The organism is Micromonospora sp. CNZ299 (genome assembly GCF_002754415.1).
Genome location: NZ_PEFG01000001.1, coordinates 5017099 through 5035906, shown reverse-complemented (window position 1 = coordinate 5035906; position 18808 = coordinate 5017099). Strand labels below are relative to the sequence as shown.

The 18808-nt window shown below is 72.9% G+C and carries 18 protein-coding genes; 13 read left to right on the top strand and 5 right to left on the bottom strand.

Annotated features, from left to right (window positions below; all coding sequences use genetic code 11):
* The first annotated feature begins 56 nt into the window (after positions 1-56).
* A complete protein-coding gene (locus CLT68_RS22975; RefSeq protein ID WP_099853905.1) occupies positions 57-884 on the top strand; it encodes a hypothetical protein in 828 nt (275 codons plus the stop codon).
* The gene (locus CLT68_RS22970; protein ID WP_099853903.1) at positions 881-1636 is read left to right on the top strand and encodes an aspartate racemase/maleate isomerase family protein; all 756 of its coding nucleotides are present in this window, start codon (positions 881-883) and stop codon (positions 1634-1636) included. The genes CLT68_RS22975 and CLT68_RS22970 overlap by 4 nt, the downstream gene beginning before the upstream one ends.
* Before the next feature lie 61 nt (positions 1637-1697).
* On the opposite strand, the gene CLT68_RS22965 is transcribed toward CLT68_RS22970, so the two are convergent.
* A complete protein-coding gene (locus CLT68_RS22965) occupies positions 1698-2906 on the bottom strand; it encodes a low temperature requirement protein A (protein WP_099853901.1) in 1209 nt (402 codons plus the stop codon).
* Between the two features lie 162 nt (positions 2907-3068).
* On the opposite strand from CLT68_RS22965, the gene CLT68_RS33930 reads away from it, so the two are divergent.
* Positions 3069-4397, top strand: coding sequence for a calcium-binding protein (locus tag CLT68_RS33930; protein ID WP_158240981.1), 1329 nt, complete (start codon positions 3069-3071; stop codon positions 4395-4397).
* Positions 4398-4642: 245 nt separating this feature from the next.
* Here the strand turns inward: CLT68_RS33930 and CLT68_RS22955 are convergent, their stop codons facing one another.
* The 3 genes from CLT68_RS22955 to CLT68_RS22945 all read right to left on the bottom strand — a co-directional run bounded on the left by CLT68_RS22955 (position 4643) and on the right by CLT68_RS22945 (position 7305).
* Positions 4643-5992: an FAD-dependent oxidoreductase gene (locus CLT68_RS22955; protein WP_099857507.1), complete on the bottom strand. Its 1350-nt coding sequence runs from the start codon at positions 5990-5992 to the stop codon at positions 4643-4645.
* A gap of 1 nt (position 5993) precedes the next feature.
* Positions 5994-6416, bottom strand: coding sequence for a TcmI family type II polyketide cyclase (locus CLT68_RS22950; protein WP_486482282.1), 423 nt, complete (start codon positions 6414-6416; stop codon positions 5994-5996).
* 91 nt (positions 6417-6507) lie between these two features.
* Positions 6508-7305, bottom strand: coding sequence for an AfsR/SARP family transcriptional regulator (locus CLT68_RS22945; protein ID WP_099853897.1), 798 nt, complete (start codon positions 7303-7305; stop codon positions 6508-6510).
* Between the two features lie 434 nt (positions 7306-7739).
* On the opposite strand from CLT68_RS22945, the gene CLT68_RS22940 reads away from it, so the two are divergent.
* The 10 genes from CLT68_RS22940 (at position 7740) to CLT68_RS22895 (ending at position 18078) form a co-directional block, all read left to right on the top strand.
* Positions 7740-8078: a TcmI family type II polyketide cyclase gene (locus tag CLT68_RS22940; RefSeq protein WP_088948360.1), complete on the top strand. Its 339-nt coding sequence runs from the start codon at positions 7740-7742 to the stop codon at positions 8076-8078.
* Positions 8075-9853 carry an acetyl-CoA carboxylase carboxyltransferase subunit alpha gene (locus tag CLT68_RS22935; protein ID WP_099853895.1) on the top strand — a complete coding sequence of 593 codons (1779 nt, stop codon included), beginning with the start codon at positions 8075-8077 and terminating at the stop codon, positions 9851-9853. The genes CLT68_RS22940 and CLT68_RS22935 overlap by 4 nt, the downstream gene beginning before the upstream one ends.
* Positions 9850-10383 carry an acetyl-CoA carboxylase biotin carboxyl carrier protein gene (gene accB, locus CLT68_RS22930; protein ID WP_099853894.1) on the top strand — a complete coding sequence of 178 codons (534 nt, stop codon included), beginning with the start codon at positions 9850-9852 and terminating at the stop codon, positions 10381-10383. The genes CLT68_RS22935 and accB overlap by 4 nt, the downstream gene beginning before the upstream one ends.
* 19 nt (positions 10384-10402) lie before the next feature.
* A complete protein-coding gene (locus CLT68_RS22925) occupies positions 10403-11845 on the top strand; it encodes an acetyl-CoA carboxylase biotin carboxylase subunit (protein ID WP_099853892.1) in 1443 nt (480 codons plus the stop codon).
* Positions 11842-12597 (top strand): SRPBCC family protein, encoded by a 756-nt coding sequence (locus tag CLT68_RS22920; protein WP_099853890.1) that lies wholly within the window; start codon positions 11842-11844, stop codon positions 12595-12597. Before CLT68_RS22925 ends, CLT68_RS22920 begins: the two co-directional genes overlap by 4 nt.
* Positions 12590-12994: a cupin domain-containing protein gene (locus CLT68_RS22915; RefSeq protein ID WP_088948355.1), complete on the top strand. Its 405-nt coding sequence runs from the start codon at positions 12590-12592 to the stop codon at positions 12992-12994. Before CLT68_RS22920 ends, CLT68_RS22915 begins: the two co-directional genes overlap by 8 nt.
* Entirely contained in the window at positions 12991-14265 is a 1275-nt protein-coding gene (locus tag CLT68_RS22910; protein WP_088948354.1) for a beta-ketoacyl-[acyl-carrier-protein] synthase family protein, read from the top strand. The genes CLT68_RS22915 and CLT68_RS22910 overlap by 4 nt, the downstream gene beginning before the upstream one ends.
* 38 nt (positions 14266-14303) lie before the next feature.
* Complete coding sequence (locus CLT68_RS22905; RefSeq protein ID WP_099857505.1) at positions 14304-15554, top strand: beta-ketoacyl synthase N-terminal-like domain-containing protein; 1251 nt, start codon at positions 14304-14306, stop codon at positions 15552-15554.
* On the top strand, positions 15551-15868 hold the full coding sequence (locus CLT68_RS22900) for an antibiotic biosynthesis monooxygenase family protein (RefSeq protein ID WP_099853889.1): 318 nt from the start codon (positions 15551-15553) through the stop codon (positions 15866-15868). The genes CLT68_RS22905 and CLT68_RS22900 overlap by 4 nt, the downstream gene beginning before the upstream one ends.
* A gap of 860 nt (positions 15869-16728) precedes the next feature.
* On the top strand, positions 16729-18078 hold the full coding sequence (locus CLT68_RS22895) for a class I adenylate-forming enzyme family protein (protein WP_099853887.1): 1350 nt from the start codon (positions 16729-16731) through the stop codon (positions 18076-18078).
* On the opposite strand, the gene CLT68_RS22890 is transcribed toward CLT68_RS22895, so the two are convergent.
* Entirely contained in the window at positions 17973-18794 is an 822-nt protein-coding gene (locus tag CLT68_RS22890) for a 4'-phosphopantetheinyl transferase superfamily protein (RefSeq protein WP_099853885.1), read from the bottom strand. The two genes, CLT68_RS22895 and CLT68_RS22890, sit on opposite strands and share 106 nt — an antisense overlap.
* Between the last annotated feature and the right edge of the window lie 14 nt (positions 18795-18808).

Genomic DNA, 18808 nt, shown 5'->3' with positions numbered 1-18808 from the left:
CCGTCGTATGGGCCGGTGGACGTAGAACTGCCTCAGCGCCCCGCCGAGGAGGACTCATGGACGCCCCGTCACCGCCCCTGTACATCGACCGCCCCGAGGACGTCGCGGTCGCGGCCCGCGCGCTGGCTGGCGGCGCGGTCGTCGCGGCGGCGTTCGCCAACTTCTACGTCATCGTCACGCGTCCCGACGCGGACACCGTCGGCCGGGTCAACCTCGCCAAGGGGCGTCCGGTCAACCAGGTCGGCAGCATCACCACCGCGATCGGACGGATCCCGGGGATGTTCGACTGGACCCGGATCTCACCCCGGTTGCCGGTCGGTCGGGTGCGGGCGTTGATGGACACCCTCTACGGCGCCGGGCCGTTCGGCTTCCGGGGCCCGGCGGCGGAACGGCTCCCCGAGCACCTCGTCCAGGTCGACCAGGGAGTACGAACCACCCAGGTGATCGCCCCGGGCCTGACCTGCCCGTCCAACGCCTTCTTCGAGCGGGCGCTCGCCGAAACCGGGTCGGACCACCTCTACATCACCTCGGCGAACCGGTCCCGCCATCTCACTGGCACGGCCGAGGAACCGGCGCACTGGAAGGCCGGGGGCCTCGCCGCCGACTTCGCCCACCTCGACGACCTGGTGGTGCTCCTGCACCGGGACGAGGCGGCGGCCCGCGCGGCGTACCCGGGCTACCTCACCACCTCGGTCACTCTGCTCTCCTTCCACGCGCCGGAGGGTGAGCTGGAGGAGCCGCCCGTGCTCACCGTGGACCGGCACGGGTCGCTGCACCTCGACGACGTCCGCCGCGCGGCCGCGCCGCTCGGCCTGCAGGTGCGCCTCGGCGGCACCGCCCGGCAGCGGTTGCAGGTCCGCGGGTACGCCGGGGCGCTGGTGTGAGCGAATACCGGGTCGGCCTGGTGGTGCCCAGTTCGAACACCACCATGGAGACCGAGATCCCGGCGATGCTGCGCCGACGCGAGATCGTCGACCCGACGGTCCGCTTCACCACGCACTCCAGCCGCGTACGGCTGCGCCAGGTGACCCTCGACGAACTGGCCCGGATGAACCGCTCCGCCGTCCGGTGCGCCGCCGAGCTGGCCGACGCCCGCTGCGACGTCCTCGCGTACGCCTGCCTGGTGGCGGTGATGTGCGAGGGCGCCGGGGCGCACGAGCGGGCCGAGCGGCGGTTGGGCCGCGCGGCCGGTCGTGCCGGGCACGGCATGCCGGTGGTGACCAGCGCGGGCGCGTTGGTCACCGGGCTGCGGGCGTTGGGTGCCCGCCGGGTGGCCCTGATCGCGCCGTACCTGCCGCCGTTGACCGCGACCGTCGTCGCCTACCTTGCCGCGCACGGCGTGCAGGTGACCGACGCGGTGAGCCTGAGCGAGCCGGACAACGTGGCGGTGGGACGCATCCCCACGTCCCGCCTGGTCGAGCTGGCCGACCGGCTGGACGTGACCGACGTGGACGCGGTGGTTCTCTCCGCCTGCGTGCAGCTGCCGTCGTTGGCGGCGGTGCCGCAGGTGGAGGCCCGCCTCGGCCGCCCGGTGCTCACCGCGGCCACCGCCACGGTGCACCAACTGCTGACCGGTCTGGGCGTCGAGCCGTACGTGCCGGACGCCGGCCTCCTGCTGGCCGGGACGGCCCGCTGACCTGCCGACGCCGCGGTGGGTCGGTTCAGTGCGGTGGGCTGGCTCAGTGCGGTCAGCCGGCTCAGTGCGGTGGGCTGGGGGCCTCCGGCGGCTTGCCGTAACTGCGTCGGAAGTCCGCATACGCCACGCCGGCCAGCACCAGGAGGGCGCCGAGGGAGGCGAACACCGGTGGCAGGTACAGCACGGCGGGCGCGATGGTGAGCAGCGCCAGCACCCCGCCGGGGCGGGACCACGACACCCGGCTGAACACCTCGTACTCGAAGGAGGCCCGTCCGGTCAGGAAGAGTGCCGGACCGCCGAGGATCACCGCCGCCCAGGCCGGTGGCGTCCGGCCGCTCGGTTCGAGCAGCACGAGGTGGAACCCGGAGGCCGTGGTCACCACCCCGGCGACCATCAGCAGATGGGTGTACGGCGCGGTGAACAGGAACTTGCTCGGAGACCCGGATCCCTTGATGGCCATCGGTAGGAGCTGGCCGGACTTGTGTACGTAGATCCGCCAGAGCAGCAGTGTGGTCAGGAACGCCACCGCGAACGCGCCGATGTTCTCCGTCTCGCTGTGCTGCGCGCTGAACATGGTGCCGATGGTCAGGATCGCGTCGCCGAGGGCGATGATGAAGAACTGCTGGTAGCGCTCGGAGAGGTGCTCCGCCGTCACGTTGCGCTGGGGTTCGGGCACCATCCCGAGCCCGGGCACCGGGTACGCGAGGCGGAAACCGATGTAGTCGATGGCGAGCGCGATGGCCCAGCACACCAGCCGGGCGTCGTCGCTGACGAACCCGCCGATGATCCACGGGATCGCGGACACCGCGAACCAGATGAAGATGCGTACCGCCCGACGCTGGGTCTGCGGTTCTCGGCGTACCGCCGGCATCAGGAACAGCCCGCGCCCCAGGTGGATCGCCACGTAGGTGCCGGCGAAGACGAGCCCGCGGTCCTTGAACGCCTCCGGGATCGCCGTGGTCATCAGCAGCGCGCCGAACATCACGGCGCTGATCAGCAGCTTGATCTCGGTGCGTTCCGGGTTGTACAGGTCGGTGACCAGGGTGGTGATCACCCAGGTCCACCAGACGGCCGCCAGCATGATCAGTGCCTGACCGGCCCGGTGCCAGTCGAGCTGGTCGACCATCCCGCGGGAGATGAGGGCCAACGCGACCACGTACACAAGGTCGAAGAAAAGTTCGAGAAGTGTCACCCGGCGCGGGGCCGCCGGATCACGCACCGGAGGGCGGCGGGGCCCAGGTGACCCGGGCTCCGGCGCGGCGAGGTTCACGGGATTCTCCTGCGGAACCGGTCGACTCGACGGACCCGTCCGGTCCACCTCCCCGGACGGTAACGATCGGTCGACGGCACGGCCCCCGAATTCACCGGTCCTTCCCCCAACAGGGGCTGATCGACTCGGGTTCCTGTAAGTCGGGGTGTCCGGGGCGGTCGGATGGCGCGGTTTCCTGCAAGGCGAGTCGATCACCGTGCGCCTTGTCCGTCCGGTTCGGCGTGCGGCCCTGCGGTGTTCCGACCCGCACGGACGAGCCCTCGGCCTACCGTCGCGTTGGACGGTGGGCCGAGGGCTCGGTCTCGGGCGTCAGGCCTGGTTGCTGCTCGGCAGCACCGCGGCCATCTCCTCACCAGCTCCGGCGAGCACACGAGCCTGCTGCGGCCAGCTGGCCAGCCCGGGCGCGGCGCGCAGACCGGCGGCACGGATCAGGTCGCGCAGCGCCGGCTCGTCCAGATCGCCGAGCTGGCCGTACGTGCGCACGCCTGCGTCCTGCAACGCCGCCGCCATCTTCGGGCCGATCCCCTGGATGCGGCGGAAGTCGTCGGCGGGGCCCGTCGGGTCGCCCTCGTAGGTGCTGATCGCGGTGTCGGCGGTCGAACGGACCGGAGGGGTCGCGCTCACGGCCGGCCGGACCGGAGGCGTGGCCACCGCCGCATGCACCGGCTCAGCGTCCGCCGGCTCCGCGTCCACCCGGTGAGCGTCCACCGGATCCACGTCCACCGCGTCGGTGGTTACCGGCGCCTCCGCCGGATCGGCCACCGTGGCCCGGGTCTCCGCATCGTCGGCCGGGGTGGCCGCGACCGGCTCGTCGGCCGGCGTGGCCGCGACCGGCTCGTCGGCCGGGGTGGCCGCGACCGGCTCGTCGGCCGGGGTGGCCGCGACCGGCTCGTCGGCCGGGGTGGCCGGGAGCGGCTCGTCGGCCGGGGTGCCGTCGAGCGGCGTGCTGTCAACGGGCGGGAGGTCGTCCGCGGGCTGACGGGGGGCGACCACGGCCGCCGGGGCGGGCTGCTCGTCGATCGCGACCGGTTCGGGGGTCGACTCCACAACGGGCTCCGACCGCAGCTCGGCCGGGTCGGGCTGCTCGGCGGCCGGTACGGGCGGCGGGGGCTCGGTCAGCGCCATGTCGGCCGGGTCGATAGTGCTCGGGGCTTCCGTCGGGACGGGAACCGGGGTGGGACCGTCCGAAGCGGTCACCGCAGCCGGCGCGCTGACCGTGTCCACCGGCACCGGCTCGTCCGCGACGGCGGTCGGGGTCGGGTCGACGGCGGCCGCGGGCTGGACCTCGTCGGTGGTGGCCGCCGGTGTCGGCGTGGAGATCACGGCCAGGCCGGCGACGGGGTCACCTTCCACAATCGAGTTGCCTTGCACGCCCCGCCGGCCGCGCAGCAACCATCCGGCGGCCAGTCCCAGCAACAGTGCCAGTACCACTATCAGCGAGTGTCCGATAGACCACGCCACGGCGAACCTCCCTCTCAGCTCGTTGGATAAGTCACGAGAAAAACTCGCCGCAGCTTCGCACACGCGTATTGCGGGCGAGAGACAGGATCGGCCAGGGGCGTTGTGCGTGGGGCGACCACCTCAGTCGGTGCCCGCCGAGTGACACAGCGTCGCCTCAAGCAGCACAAAAAGCCAGGCCCGACGAAAGCCAGCGACTCGACGAGATCAGCACGGACACGACGAGACCCGGGCCCGGCGCGGAACGCCGAACCCGGGTCGACGGGCTGTTGCCCGGGTCAGTCCTGATCGCCCTCGTAGGTGTGGAAGTCGTCGACGAACCGGCGGCGCAGTCGCGGCACCCGGCTGGTCACTCCGAAGTAGCCGCGTGCCCCGAGCAGCGCGAGCCGGCCCACCACCGGCCGGTACATCCGGTCGTCGCCGCTGGTACCGCTGCGGTTCAACGATTCGGCGACCCGCGCGAAGCCGTACGGCGCCATGGCGGCCTCGTAGTCCGCCACCGCCTGGAGCAGCGTCTTGTCTCCGGTGGTGGCCCGGGTGAGCTGCTCGCAGAGCAGGCGGGCGTCGCGCAGGGCGGTGTTCGCGCCGACACCGCGACCGGGGGTCATGGTGTGGATGGCGTCCCCGAGCATGGTGACGGTGCTGCTCTTCCAGGGAGGCACCGGTTCGGACGTCGACACGTTGATCGGGAGGACGCTGGCCGGGTCCGCGCGGGTGAGGAGTTCCCGCAGGTTCGGGTGCCAGTTGGTGGTGAGTTCCAGGGCGACCCGTACGAGGTCCTCGCCTCGTCGTTCCATCACGTCGGCGGGGAACCGGCGGGCGGCACTCCAGATGATGAGGTTGATGTTGTCGGTGGTGGTGTCGTCGGACAGGCCGGGCCACTGCCGCAGCAGGGCGGCGTCCGCGTCGCTGACGCCGGGCTTGATCGCCCGTTCGGCGTCCCACTTGAAGTCCATGACGTGCAGCACGCCCATTATCCCGCCGATGCCGAAGATCAGTGAGATGCCCTGGCGGACGCGTTCCGGGACGAGGTCGCGGGTGTGTGCGGTCAGTGGGATGCGGGTGGCGATGTTGATGGTGCCGGCGTCGCGGGTGACGGCGTGCGGCAGGTACTGCCGGCGTACCGCCGAGTGTGTGCCGTCCGCCCCGACCAGCAGGTCACCGGTGGCGCTGGTGCCGTCGGCGAAGTACGCGGTGACCGTGCCGTCGTCGCGCTGCTCGTACCGGGTGAAGGTCTTGTCGAAGTGCACCACGTCGTCCAGGCCGGTCAGCAGCACGTGGCGCAGCACCATCCGGGCCACCGAGTGTTCGGTGTGCACCGGGTCGGCGCTGGGCCGTAGCGCGAACGACGCGGTCTGGCGCAGTCCCTGGGTGACCACGTTGAAGTAGTGCGGTGGCCGCGCGCAGGTGGCCAGGAAGGTGGCGAACAGTTGCGGCGGCAGGCACTCGCGCAGTGCCCGGCTACCGGTCGGGCCGATGCCGACGCGGTAACCGAGCAGCCCGTCGGTGCGGTCGCGGTGCCGTTCGTAGACGGCGACGGTGATCCCGGCCCGGCGCAGGCCGTGCGCCAGGCACAGTCCGCCGGTGCCGGCGCCGATGATCAGTACGTGTGGTGGGGCGGCGGACATCTCAGCCAGCCGGGTGCGCGGCAGGTGTGTCGGTGCTGGCCGGGCGCGCTGCGGGAGCACCGGCGCTGGCTGGGCGTGCTGCGGGCGTGTCGGTGCTGGTCGGGCCGCTGGCGTCCCACCGGTAGAAGCAGCTGGCGATGGCGTCGCGGGGGGAGCGCCAGGTCGGCAGGTACGGCGACGTGTGCGCGGAGAGCCGCTCGTTGACCTGCTGGAAGAGCGGGTGGTTGCGGGCCGCCGCGAGGGCGTCCGGGTCGACGTCCGAGGTCTCCAGCAGGTGTACGCACAGGTCGTGCAGGCAGTACAGGGATCGGTGCGTGACGCCGGTCAGACCGGGCAGTTCGGTGGCGTCGGATTCGGCGAAGATCTGCGCGACCCGCCCCTCCGCGCCCGGGATGATCCGGCTGACGATCAGTAGACGACTCATGGGACCCCTTCCGCCGGTGGCTTCCCGACCCCTCGGACCGGCGCCACGTGCTCTGTGCGCCCACCGTGCCGCAGCGCCTGTCACGTCACCGTCACGTACGTCTGCCGGCCGGTGACGGGCGATCGGTGACGGCGTCCCGGCTGGCCTGGCGGATCGGGGCGAGCGTGTCGTCGAGCAGGGCGCACATCGCCGGGCTCGGCTCCAGGCGCAATTCCCTGCGCAGCAGGTCCCGGTAGACGTAGAAGGCGTGGACGGCTTCGAAGGCGTTGCCCTCGGCGAGGTGGATGCGGACGACCAGCCGGTGCGGTGTCTCGCGTAACGGTTCGGCGGCCATCGCCTCCAGCGCGGCTTCGAGGGCCTCGCCGTGTCGCCCCGCGGTCAGGTGTTGCCCGGCGACCTGTTCGAGCATGTGCAGGCGCAGTTGGCGCAGTCTCTCCCGGTCCAGCAGCACCCAGTCGTCGTACCATCCGGGGAGCAGGTCGTGTCGTCCGGCGGCGAGCGCCCCGGCGGCGGTGCGGGGGTCGTCGCCGTCGCGGACCCGGGCTGCGGTGCCGACCAGGTCGTCCACGTCGAGCCGGACCGCCGTGCCGAGTCGTACGGTGTCGCTGGCCATGGTCATCGGGCAGCACGGGTCCTGACGGAGTCGCCACAGCGCCGTGCGCAGGGAGGACAGCGCGCGTTCCTCGGAGGCGTCGGGCCAGAGCAGCCCCGCGAGCTGGCTGCGGGTGGCGCCGGGGCGCAGCCCGATCAGCGCGATCACCCGTTGCAGTCCGCGCGGCACCACGACCGGTACGGCGTCGCGCAGCAGGCGGAAGCCGCCGAGCAGGTGGAGTGAGACGCCCTCCTCGGGCGGTTCTCCGGCGGTCGGCACGGACGGATCAGCGGCCACGGCGGCACCCCCTGCGGGACGCTCGTCCCGACTGTCTGCTGTGTCCCGGATCGGTTGCCCGTGACGCCACTGTCGACCTCACCGCTGACGGCGGGGCCGGGCGCGGCCCCGCCCGCTGAGGCCGCCGGGCTGACCACCGTGAAGATTATCAATAGCGGTCACGGTGAGTCAACGCCGACGTGGGCCTTCTATTCGCGACAGTCAACCTGAGATCGGTTCTGAACTGGGCAAACATCCGATCGATCCGTCGTCCCGGGCGCGCTCGACGCATAGCTGATACACAGGTTGCGTCAACGCAACGTCACCGTCATGCGTAGCTGATCATCCCTTCACGGTGACGCCGCCGTGACGAGGATTGCCGCATCGTGTCGGCAGTCGTCCAGCGCGTCCGGGGGCGACCCGTCGCCGGCCGGACGCCGTGGGGGGAGGCCTGTATGGACCGATCGCTGATCGTCGCGAAGGTGGATCCGACCGCCGAGGAGCGGGTCGCCGAGATCTTCGCCGAGTCGGACGCGACGGAGCTGCCGCGCCTGGTCGGCGTCCGGCACCGTTCGCTGTACCGCCTGCACGACCTCTACGTGCACCTGCTCGAAACCGAGCAGCCGGCGGAGGGCGCGGTGGAATCCGCCCGTGGCCACCCCGAGTTCATCCGGGTCAGCGACCGCCTGCGCCCGTACGTCTCGCCGTATCTGCCGACCTGGCGTTCGCCGCGCGACGCCATGGCGCAGTGCTTCTACCGCTTCGACGCCCCGGACCCCGGACGGCGGTCGTGACGGCCATCGCGCGCCGCGAGGAGCAGCTCTGGTCCCGCTGTGCGGGTTGCGCGAGCCTGCTCTACCGCAAACGGTTGCGCCGCAACCTGGACGTCTGCCCCGAGTGCGGGGAGCACGCCCGACTCGGCGCACCGGAACGGCTGCGCCAACTCGTCGACCCGGGATCGTTGCGCCCCCTGTCCGACCTGCTGCCGGAGGCGGACCCGATCGACTTCGTCGACGTGCTGCCGTACCCGCACCGGCTCACCGCCGCGCGGGCCAGCACCGGCCTGGCCGAGGCGGTCGTCTGTGCCACGGCCACCATCGGCGGGCACCCGGTCGCCCTGGCCGTGATGGACTTCCGTTTCCTCGGTGGCAGCCTGGGCTGCGCGGTGGGTGAGCTGATCACCCGGACCGCCGAGCGGGCGCTGGACGACCGCATCCCGCTCGTCCTGGTCACCGCCTCGGGCGGGGCGCGGATGCAGGAGGGCGCGCTGTCGTTGATGCAGATGGCCACCGTCAGCCAGGCGATCGCCGCGCTGCGGGAAGCGGGTCTGCTCACCGTGAGCGTCCTCACCGATCCGACCTACGGCGGGGTGGCCGCGTCGTTCGCCACCAACACCGACCTGGTGCTCGCCGAGAGCGGCGCGCGGATGGGCTTCGCCGGCCCCCGGGTGATCCGTCAGGTCACCGGTCGGGCGCTGCCGGAGGGTTTCCAGACCGCCGACTTCCTGCTCCGGCACGGACAGGTCGACATGGTGGTGCAGCGTCGGTCGCTGCGCGGGCGGCTGGTGGCGCTGCTGGCCGCGACCCGCGCCGGCCGTGCGGCCCGCGTCGGCCACCCGCCCGTACCCCGGCAGGAGCCGGCGTCGCGCCGCGAGCGCCTGGCCGACGACGATGCCGCCCTGGCGCGGCCAGCGGGCCCGGCGGCGGCCGTGGCGCCGTCACCCACTCCGGGGGCGGGCCAGACGCCGGCGGTACGCGACGCCTGGGACACCGTCCGGATGGCGCGTCACCCCGCTCGACCGACCACACTGGACTACCTCGACTCGGTCTTCGACGGGTTCGTGGAACTGCACGGTGACCGCCTCGGCGGTGACTGCCCGGCCATCGTGGGCGGTGTGGCCCGGCTGGCCGGCCGGCACGTCATGGTCATCGGCCACCAGAAGGGGCACACCACCGCCGAACTGGTCGCCCGCAACTTCGGTATGGCCAGCCCGGCCGGGCACCGCAAGGCGTTGCGGCTGATGCGCCTGGCCGCCCGGCTCGGCCTGCCCGTGGTGACCCTCGTGGACACCCCCGGCGCCGACCCCGGCGTGAGCGCCGAGGAGCAGGGCCAGGCAGCGGCCATCGCGGAGAACATCCTGACCCTCACCGTGCTGCCCACCCCCGTGCTGGCGGTCATCACGGGAGAGGGCGGCAGTGGCGGCGCCCTGGCGTTGGCGGTCGCCGACCGGGTGCTGATGCTGGAGAACGCCGTCTACTCGGTGATCAGCCCCGAGGGCTGCGCCGCCATCCTCTGGCCGGACCGGTCCGCGGCGCCGCAGGCCGCCCGCGCGCTGCGACTGACCGCGCCCGACCTGTGCCGGCTCGGCGTGGTCGACGAGGTCGTGCCGGAGCCGTCGGCCGCCGCGCACGACGACCCGGCGGAGACCGCCCACCGGTTGCGGGCCGCCCTGCTGGCCAACCTGCTGCCGCTGCTGGACGTGCCGCCCGCCATGCTGGTCCGCCTCCGTCGGCAGCGCTTCCGACGGTTCGGGACGACCCGTGGCGTCAACCGGGCAGGTGTCCGGTGACCGCCGGCGACGGGACGGTGTCGACCGTCGAGGCGCCCGACGACACCGAGGTGGGCGGCGAGGAGGCACTGGCCGGGCTGCGCCGGCAGGCACAGCACCTGATCGCCGAGCTGGCCGGCCCGGTGCGCCGGGTCCGGCTGCGCAGCGGGCCGGCGGTGCTCGAAATCGAGTGGCATCCCGAAGAGGTGACCCGACCGGACGTACTCCCTGCTCCGGTTCAGGCATCGGCGCTGCCGGTCGCGCCGGCACCCGGCCCACCGGCGGCCCTGATCCGGCCGTCGGTGCCCGGGCGCGCCGTGGTGCGGGCGCCGATCGTCGGCACCTTCTACCGCTCGCCGGAGCCCGGCGCGAGGTCGTTCGTCGCGGTGGGTGACCTGGTCCGCCCGGGCCAGCCGGTCGCCATCGTCGAGGCGATGAAGCTGATGAACGAGGTGACCGCCGACCGCGCCGGCCGGGTGGTCGCGGTCCTCGTCGAGGACGGTCAGCCGGTGGAGTACGACCAGCCGCTGGTCGAACTGGACCCGGCATGACGGCGCGGGGTGGTTGACCATGTTCGAGACCGTCCTGATCGCCAACCGGGGCGAGATCGCGCTGCGGGTGCTGCGCGCCTGCAAGGAGCTGGGCGTACGGACGGCGGTGGTCTACTCCGCCGCGGACGCCGACTCGGCGGCGGTCCGACTCGCCGACCAGGCCATCCGGATCGGGCCGGCGGCGAGTCGACGCAGCTACCTCAATGCCGCGGCGATAGTGGAGGCGGCCCGGCAGGTGGGCGCGCAGGCCGTGCACCCCGGCTACGGGTTCCTGTCCGAGGACGCCGACTTTGCCGAGATCTGCGCGGACAACGGGCTGATCTTCATCGGCCCGCCGCCGGCGGTGATGGCCGCGTTGGCCGACAAGTCGTCGGCGCGGGCACTGATGAGCCGCGCCGGTCTGCCCCTGTCGCCGGGCAGCATCGCGCCGGTGCCGAACGCCGCAGCCGCGGCCGAGGTGGCCGAGGCGGTCGGTTACCCGGTGATCGTGAAGGCCGCCGCCGGGGGTGGTGGCCGGGGGATGACGGTGGTGCACACCCCGGGCGAGCTGCGTCGGGCCTACACCCGGACCCGGGCCGCCGCCCAGGCCGCCTTCGGCGACGACCGGGTGTACGTCGAGCGGTACCTCACCGAAGCGCGGCACGTCGAGGTGCAGGTGCTCTGCGACTCCCACGGCAACGGCGTGCACCTGGGCACCCGGGACTGCTCGGTGCAACGCCGGCACCAGAAGCTGGTGGAGGAGGCACCCGCCCCGGCACTGCCCGCCGCCGTTCTCGACGCCATCGCCGAGACGGCGCTGCGGGGTGCCCTCGCGGTCGGCTTCGTCGGCGCCGGCACGTTGGAGTTCCTGGTCGACGCCGAGGAACGGTTCCACTTCCTGGAGATCAACTGCCGGATCCAGGTGGAGCATCCGGTCACCGAGATGGTCACCGGGATCGACCTGGTGCACGAGCAGCTGCACATCGCCGCCGGGGTGCCGCTGCGCTGGCGGCAGGAGGAGATCCGCCTGCACGGTGTCGCTGTGGAGTGCCGGGTCAACACCGAGGACCCCGAGCGCGGTTTCGCTCCCACTCCCGGCCGCTTGGAGCGTTTCACCCCACCCGGTGGCCCGTTCACCCGGGTGGACACCCACGCCAGCGCGGGCTACCTGGTCGGCCCCTGGTACGACTCGCTGCTGGCGAAGGTGATCGTCTGGGCGCCCGACCGGGAGCTGGCCCTCAACCGGCTGGAGCGCGCCCTCGACGAGTTCGACATCGCGGGGCCGGGCGTGCACACCACCATCCCGTTCGTCCGGCGTGTGCTCGACGACGCCGCATTCCGCAAGGGCCGCTACACCACAGGCCTGGTCGACCGTCTGCTCGGCGTGCCCGGTGCTGCGCCCGCGCAACGGCCGACGGCCACCCCCGCCCCGCGCCCCGCGCCCGCCGCAAAGCCCGACGCAACCCACAGGAGGACCCGATGACCGTCACCCATGGTCGCCCGATGACCGCCGAGATCACCGACATCCTGGTGGCGCACTGCGGGCTGGACGCCGACGCCGCGGCCCGGGCGCCCGCCGCGTCGCTGGAGGAGCTGGGCATGGACTCCCTCGCCCTGCTGGAACTCTCCGCGGTCGTCGCCGACCGGTGGCAGGTGACCATTCCCGAGCAGGCCGGGCAGCTCAGCATTCCGGCGGTGGCCGACCTGGTCACCCGCCGCGCCGACCCACCCGGGCACACCGAGAACAGCGTGGTCCTCGACGCGCCACTCGCGCTGGTCTGGGAGGTCACCAACGACGTGGCGAACTGGACGGAGCTGTTCACCGAGTACGCGGTGGTGGAGATCCTGCACCGCGACGGGCACACGGTGCGGTTCCGGCTCACCATGTACCCCGACGAGTTCGGGGTGTCGTGGAGCTGGGTCAGTGAGCGCACCGCGGACCCGGTGAGCCGCCAGGTGCGGGCACACCGGGTGGAGACCGGGCCGTTCGAGTACATGCGCATCCACTGGCGCTACACCGAGGAGGCCGGCGGCACCCGGATGACCTGGACGCAGGACTTCGCGATGAAGCCGACCGCACCTGTCGACAACGCCGGGATGACCGAGCGGATCAACACCAACAGCGTCATCCAACTCGCAGTGATCAAGGACCGGGTGGAGCGGATCGCCCGGCAGCGCGCCGACCAGGGTCGCCCGGCGGCCACCGACGAGACGACGGAGGCCGACGATGAGTGACCTGAGCACCCGGCCGATCGCCGCTCGGGACGTACCCGCCGACCGGCGGCGCGGCGGTGAGCTGCGGGTGCTGCTCGGCCCCCGCACCGTCGGCAGCACCTCGGGCTTCCTCGGGGTGGCCGCGCTCGCGCCGGGGGAGCGGATCGCCGAGCACTACCACCCGTACAGCGAGGAGTTCCTGTACGTGGTGCGTGGCGCGATCACCGTCGACCTGGACGACCAGCCGACGCTCCTGGCCGCCGGGGAGGGATTGTTCGTCCCGGTGAACGTGCGGCACCGACTGCGCAACACCGGCGTCGAACCGGCCGAGGTGGTCTTCCACCTGGGCCCGCTCGCCCCCCGCCCCGAGCTGGGGCACGTCGACACCGAGTTGGTCGAGCAGCGGGGCGGGTCATGACCGGTCGTCGCACTGTGGTGACCGGCGTCGGGGTGGTCGCTCCGGGCGGCGCGAGCCGGGACCGCTTCTGGAAGACCATCACCGAGGGGCGGACCGCCACCCGGCGGATCAGCTTCTTCGACCCGTCGCCGTTCCGGTCCCAGATCGCGGCGGAGTGCGACTTCGACCCGGTCGCGGCGGGGCTCACCGAGGCGGAGCGACGCCGGGCCGACCGGTACGTGCAGTTCGCGCTGGCCTGCGCCGCGGAGGCGGTCGCCGACGCCCAGTTGGTGCTGACCGACGCCGAGCGGAACCGGGCGGGGGTGGTGCTGGGCACCGCCGTGGGCGGGACGATGGCGCTGGAACAGGAGTACGTCACGGTGAGCGAGCACGGCAGCCGCTGGTTGGTCGACGCGGCGCGCGGCGGCCCGTACCTCTATCAGGCGTTGGTGCCCAGCAGCCTCGCCGCCGACGTGGCCTGCCGGTACGGGCTGCACGGCCCGGCGCAGGTCGTGTCGACAGGGTGCACCTCCGGCATCGACGCGATCGGCTACGCCCACCAGATGATCGTGGACGGTGAGGCGGACGTGATGCTGGCCGGGGCTGCCGACTCGCCGATCTCGCCGGTCACCGTCGCCTCGTTCGACGCGATCAAGGCGACCAGCCCGGACAACGACGACCCGGCGCACGCCTCCCGCCCGTTCGACGCCGACCGGCACGGGTTCGTGCTGGCCGAGGGTGGGGCGGTGCTGGTGCTGGAGGAGGCCGGGCACGCGCTGCGGCGGGGGGCGCACATCTACTGCGAGGTGTCCGGCTACTCCAGCCGCAGCAACGGCTTCCACATGACCGGGCTACGCCCCGACGGGCTGGAAATGGGCCTCGCCGTGACCGACGCGCTCAAGCAGGGCCGCATCCTGCCCGAGCAGGTCTCCTACATCAGCGCGCACGGCTCGGGCACCCGGCAGAACGACCGGCACGAGACGGCCGCGTTCAAGCGGGCGCTGGGCCAGGCCGCGTACCGCGTGCCGATCAGCTCGATCAAGTCGATGGTCGGGCACTCGCTCGGCGCGATCGGGTCGATCGAGATGGCCGCGTGCGCGTTGGCCATCGAGTTCGGCGTGGTGCCCCCGACGGCGAACTGGAGCACCAGGGACCCGGAGTGCGACCTGGACTACGTGCCGAACGAGGCGCGGGAGGTCCCGGTGGACGTGGCCCTCTCGGTGGGCAGCGGGTTCGGCGGCTTCCAGTCGGCGATGGTGTTCCGCCGCCTGCCCGGAACGGTGGCGGCGTGAGCACCGCGCAGCACCGTGGCGCCCCACACCGCGACGGCGTGAGCACCGCCCGCGCGGTGGTGACCGGCATCGGTGTGGTGGCGCCCAGCGGCATCGGCGTGGACGCCCACTGGCGTACGGTGCTGGCCGGCACCCGCCGGACCGGGCCGATCACGCTGTTCGACCCGTCCGGCTACCCGACCCGATTCGGCGGGGAGGTGCCCGGCTTCACCGCCGACTCCTACGCGGACAGCCGACAGCTGGTGCAGACCGACCGGTGGACGCACCTCGGCTTCGCCGCCACCCGGCTGGCGTTGGCCGACGCCGGGCTGCCCGAGCGGGCCCCCGACCCGTACGGCTACGCGGTGACCCTGGCCAGCTCGTCGGGGGGCAACCTGTTCGGCCAGCGGGAGCTGCAACGGTTGTGGGGCGGGTCGTCGCGGACAGTCGGGGCATACCAGTCGATCGCCTGGTTCTACGCGGCGAGTGTCGGGCAGCTCTCCATCCACCACCAGTTCAAGGGCCCGAGCGGGGTGCTGGTCGCGGAGGCGGCCGGCGGGCTGGACAGCCTCGCGCACGCGGCCCGCGCAGTGCGCCGGGGCACTCCGGTGGTGATCGCCGGGGCCACCGAGTGCCCGCTGAGCCCGTACGCGCTGGCCTGCCAGTTGCGCTCCGGGCTGCTCAGCGACGTCGCCGACCCGGAGCGGGCGTACCGGCCGTTCGACGCCACGGCCAGCGGCTACCTGCCGGCGGAGGGGGGAGCGGTGTTCGTGGTGGAGGAGTTGGGGCACGCGCTGGCACGGGGAGCCCGGGTCTACGGCGAGGTGAGCGGTTGGGGCTCCACCCACGACGCCGCGCACACCACGGCGGACAGTGCCGGCGATCCGGCGCAGTACGCGCGGGCGATGCGGCTGGCCCTGGACCGGGCGGGCGTCGCGGCGGCCGGGGTCGACGTGGTGCTGCCCGACGCGCTCGGTGTGCCCCGCTACGACCGCAGCGAGGCCGAGGCGCTGCGGGCGGTGTTCGCCGACCGGCCGCCTCCGGTGACCACCCAGAAGTCGCTGACCGGGCGGGCGTACCAGGGAGGTTCGGCGTTGGACGTGGCGACCGCGCTGCTCGCCTTCGCGCACGACACGCTGCCGGCGTCGGCGGGCCCGGACGAGGTGGCCGACGGATGCGAGCTGGACTTCCTGCGGGAGCACCGCCGGCCGCGCAGCAGGCTCGCGCTGGTGTGCGCGCGGGGCTTCGACGGGTTCAACAGCGCGCTGGTCCTGCGGGGGGCCGCGCCGATGAGGGGAGAGGCGTCATGAGTGAGCAGCGGGCCCGGGTGGTCTTTCTGGTGCGGGTGCCGGTGCCGCGCACCGAGGAGTTCCTCGCCGCGTACGAGCAGGTGCGGCATCTGGTGGCCGGCGGCGTGCGCGGGCACCTGGTCGACCAGGTGTGCCGCTCGTCGACCGACCCGGAGCAGTGGTTGATCACCAGCGAGTGGGCGAGTCTGGCCGACTTCGAGAGCTGGGAACGCAGCCCGGAACACCGGGACCTGGTGCGTCCGATGCGGGAGTGCTTCACCGACGCCCGCTCGCTGCGGTTCCACATCCACGCGCAGACGCCGGCGCTCGCCTGACGGCTCGCGGGCCGCCGAGATGGTCGCGTTCACCTGTGCCAGCCGGCGTATCTGGACGGTTCGATGAGCGGAGGCGTTGGTGCGTCCGATGATCTGACCGTGTCGACGACGTCGGTAGCTGCGTGACGGAGAGCTGGCAGGGTAGATCTTGGACAGTTTCCGTTACGGGGTAACGGAAACTGTCCAGGATTGTCAGCTGTCGCGGGTGAGGCGGCGTGTGCGGCGGTAGTCGCCGGCAAGAGCGGCAGACTCGTGCCATGTCCCCGCCCACCGTGGGGCTCGTGGCCGGCGTACGGGCATCGACGACCCGCACCGCACCGCGTTCGGTCCTGCCGCCGGGCGACTGGCCCGCTCCGTCAGCGCCCTGCACCTCATCGACGCCGCCCGCGCCTGCCCCGGCGTCGGCGATCTCGCCGCCCCCGGGCGCGCCCTGGCCCACGCCGACGCCGTCGCGCCTGCCGAGATCCGCTACCGGCCTGCCGGCCCGTACCCTCATCGCCGAGATCGCCCACAGCGGCCGCGCAGCCACCAGCGTGGCGACTCGCAACCCTCGTCGGGCTCACCCGGTGGCACCATCGGCCGTCCGGATGGGGCCGCACGACGGTTGTACGAGGGGTCATCCCACGGTGACGATCTGCCAAGGCACGCGCCTGATCCTGCCCGTCAAACGGGCTGTCGGCAATCCGGCTGGCCGCCTCTTTTGATCCAGCCATTTGCATCTAGCAATGGCCGCGCGGGGCGTCGTATGGTTCCCCGCAGCACCCCGACAAGCGTACGTCATGGGCATATTTGCCCTATTTCATGCTGGGCGGTGAACGGTAGTGACGACAGAAGATCCTACGGCGACCGACCCAGGATGGGTGGACGAAGTCCTGTTCGCCGGCCGCCCGACAGACATTTGTCTCCGTTTGCCCGAGCCGATCGACCGCGCCACCCTGCACCGGCTGGTCACCGCCGCGCAGGACCGTCTCGTAGCGGCCGGACTGCGCCCCGGTGGCGCTGCCGCGCTGCGGTTGCCGCCGTCACTGGCGTACGTGGTGAACCTCCTGGCGACCTGGCGCGCCGGGGCGCAGGCGATCCTGCTCGACCACCGACTGACCGACCACGAGGTGGACCGCGCGCTGGTCCGACTCACCCCGCAGGTCGTCGTCGCTCCGGTCCGCAGCGGCGGCGGAGCGCTTCGGATCTTCGTCGACGTCACCGAGGGCGTCTCCCGGTACGCCGACGGCCCGGCGGTCAGTGGCCACGCCGTGATCCAACTCAGCTCCGGATCCACCGGACCGTCCAAGGTGATCGGCCGCACTGCCGCCGACCTGGTTGCCGAGGTGCACCGCTACACCCGGATCGACGGGGTGGCACTGCCCGGCGAACGGATCATCCTGCTGCCCTCGATGGTGCACGTGCTCGGCCTGGTCGGCGGCCTGCTCTACGGCCTGCACACCGGGGTCGAGCTGGTGCCACCGGAGCGGCTCAGCGGCGACGCCGTGCTGGCCGCGATCAGCGCCGACGCGACGCCCGCCACCGTGCTGGGCGTGCCGTTCCACATCGGACTGCTCGCCTCCACCCGACCCACCGGTCCGCTGCCGCAGCTCAAGCGGATGACCACCGGCGGCGAGCTGGTGCCGGCCGCGGTCGCCCAGGCGTTCACCGACCGGTACGGCGTGCCGCTGGGCAACATGTACGGGATGACCGAGGTCGGTGTGATCGGCACCGACCTGCACGGATCGCACCGACCGTCGATCGTCCCGGCGCCCGGCATCGAGGTCCGCGAGACCGACGGCGAGCTGTGGGTGTCCTGCCCGGCGTCGCCGTACGTGGGGTTGAACGACCCGACCCGCTGGGCCGGCGGCTGGCTGCACACCCGCGACGCCGGCACCGTCGACCCCGCCACCGGCCTGGTCACCGTGCGCGGCCGACTCGACTCGCAGGTCTCCGTGGGTGGGATGAAGGTCGACCTGACCGAGGTGGAGGCGACAGTCGCCGAGCTGCCCGGGGTCACCGCGGCGGTGGTCGTGTGGGACGACGGCATCACCGCGTACGTCCAACCCGACGGCCCGCTGTCGGAGGAGACGCTGGACAAGCTCCTCACCGAGCGGTTGGCCGGCTACAAGCGGCCCCGGGCGCTGCACCTGCTCGACCAGTTGCCCCGCACCACCACCGGCAAGCTGGTCCGCTCGACCGACGCGCTGCGCACGGCGGCCACCCCGTGACCGGGCCGCTGCACCACCTCGACGGCACCCTGACCGGGCCGCTGCACCACCTCGACGGCACCCTGACCGGTCCGCTGCACCACCTTGACGGCACCGTGACCGGGCCGCTGCACCACCTCGACGTCGACCTGCCCGGTGGCGTGCACCGCGACCGCCAGGACGAGGTCGCCGCCCAACTCCGGGTGGCCGACCCACAGGGCCTCGGCACCGGGCACCGGTCGCCACGGCAGCCCCGGGGGTGGCATCTCCCGGCGCAGTCCGCCGCCGCGCAGGCCCTGCCCGAGCGCCTTGCCGACCGCCTCCTTCGCGGTCCACAGCCGCAGGAAGTCCACCGCCCGGCCAGCCTCGGGCCGATCGGCCAACCAGGTCAGCTCGGCGGGCGGGAACCAGCGGCGGGCCAGCGCGAGCGCGGGCAGCGGCCGCACCCGCTCCACGTCCACGCCGATCGCGCCGGCACGGCGGGCGGCGACCACCACCAGCCCGGCGGTGCGGCTGACGCTGACCGGCAACCCGACCGACCCGGCCGGGCCATCGCTGGCCCGGACGAGCGGCCGCCCACCCGGGCCGTGCGTCAGCACCAGCTCGGCCCTCGGGCGGTCCAGCAGCAGGCGTCCCGCCTGGCACAGCAGCTCAACGGCCGGATCCGGCTGACCGCCGGTATCCCGACCGACCCACACGTAGGCGGTGTCCCGACCGGACGCCGTCAGCTGACCCACGCAGAGAGGGTATC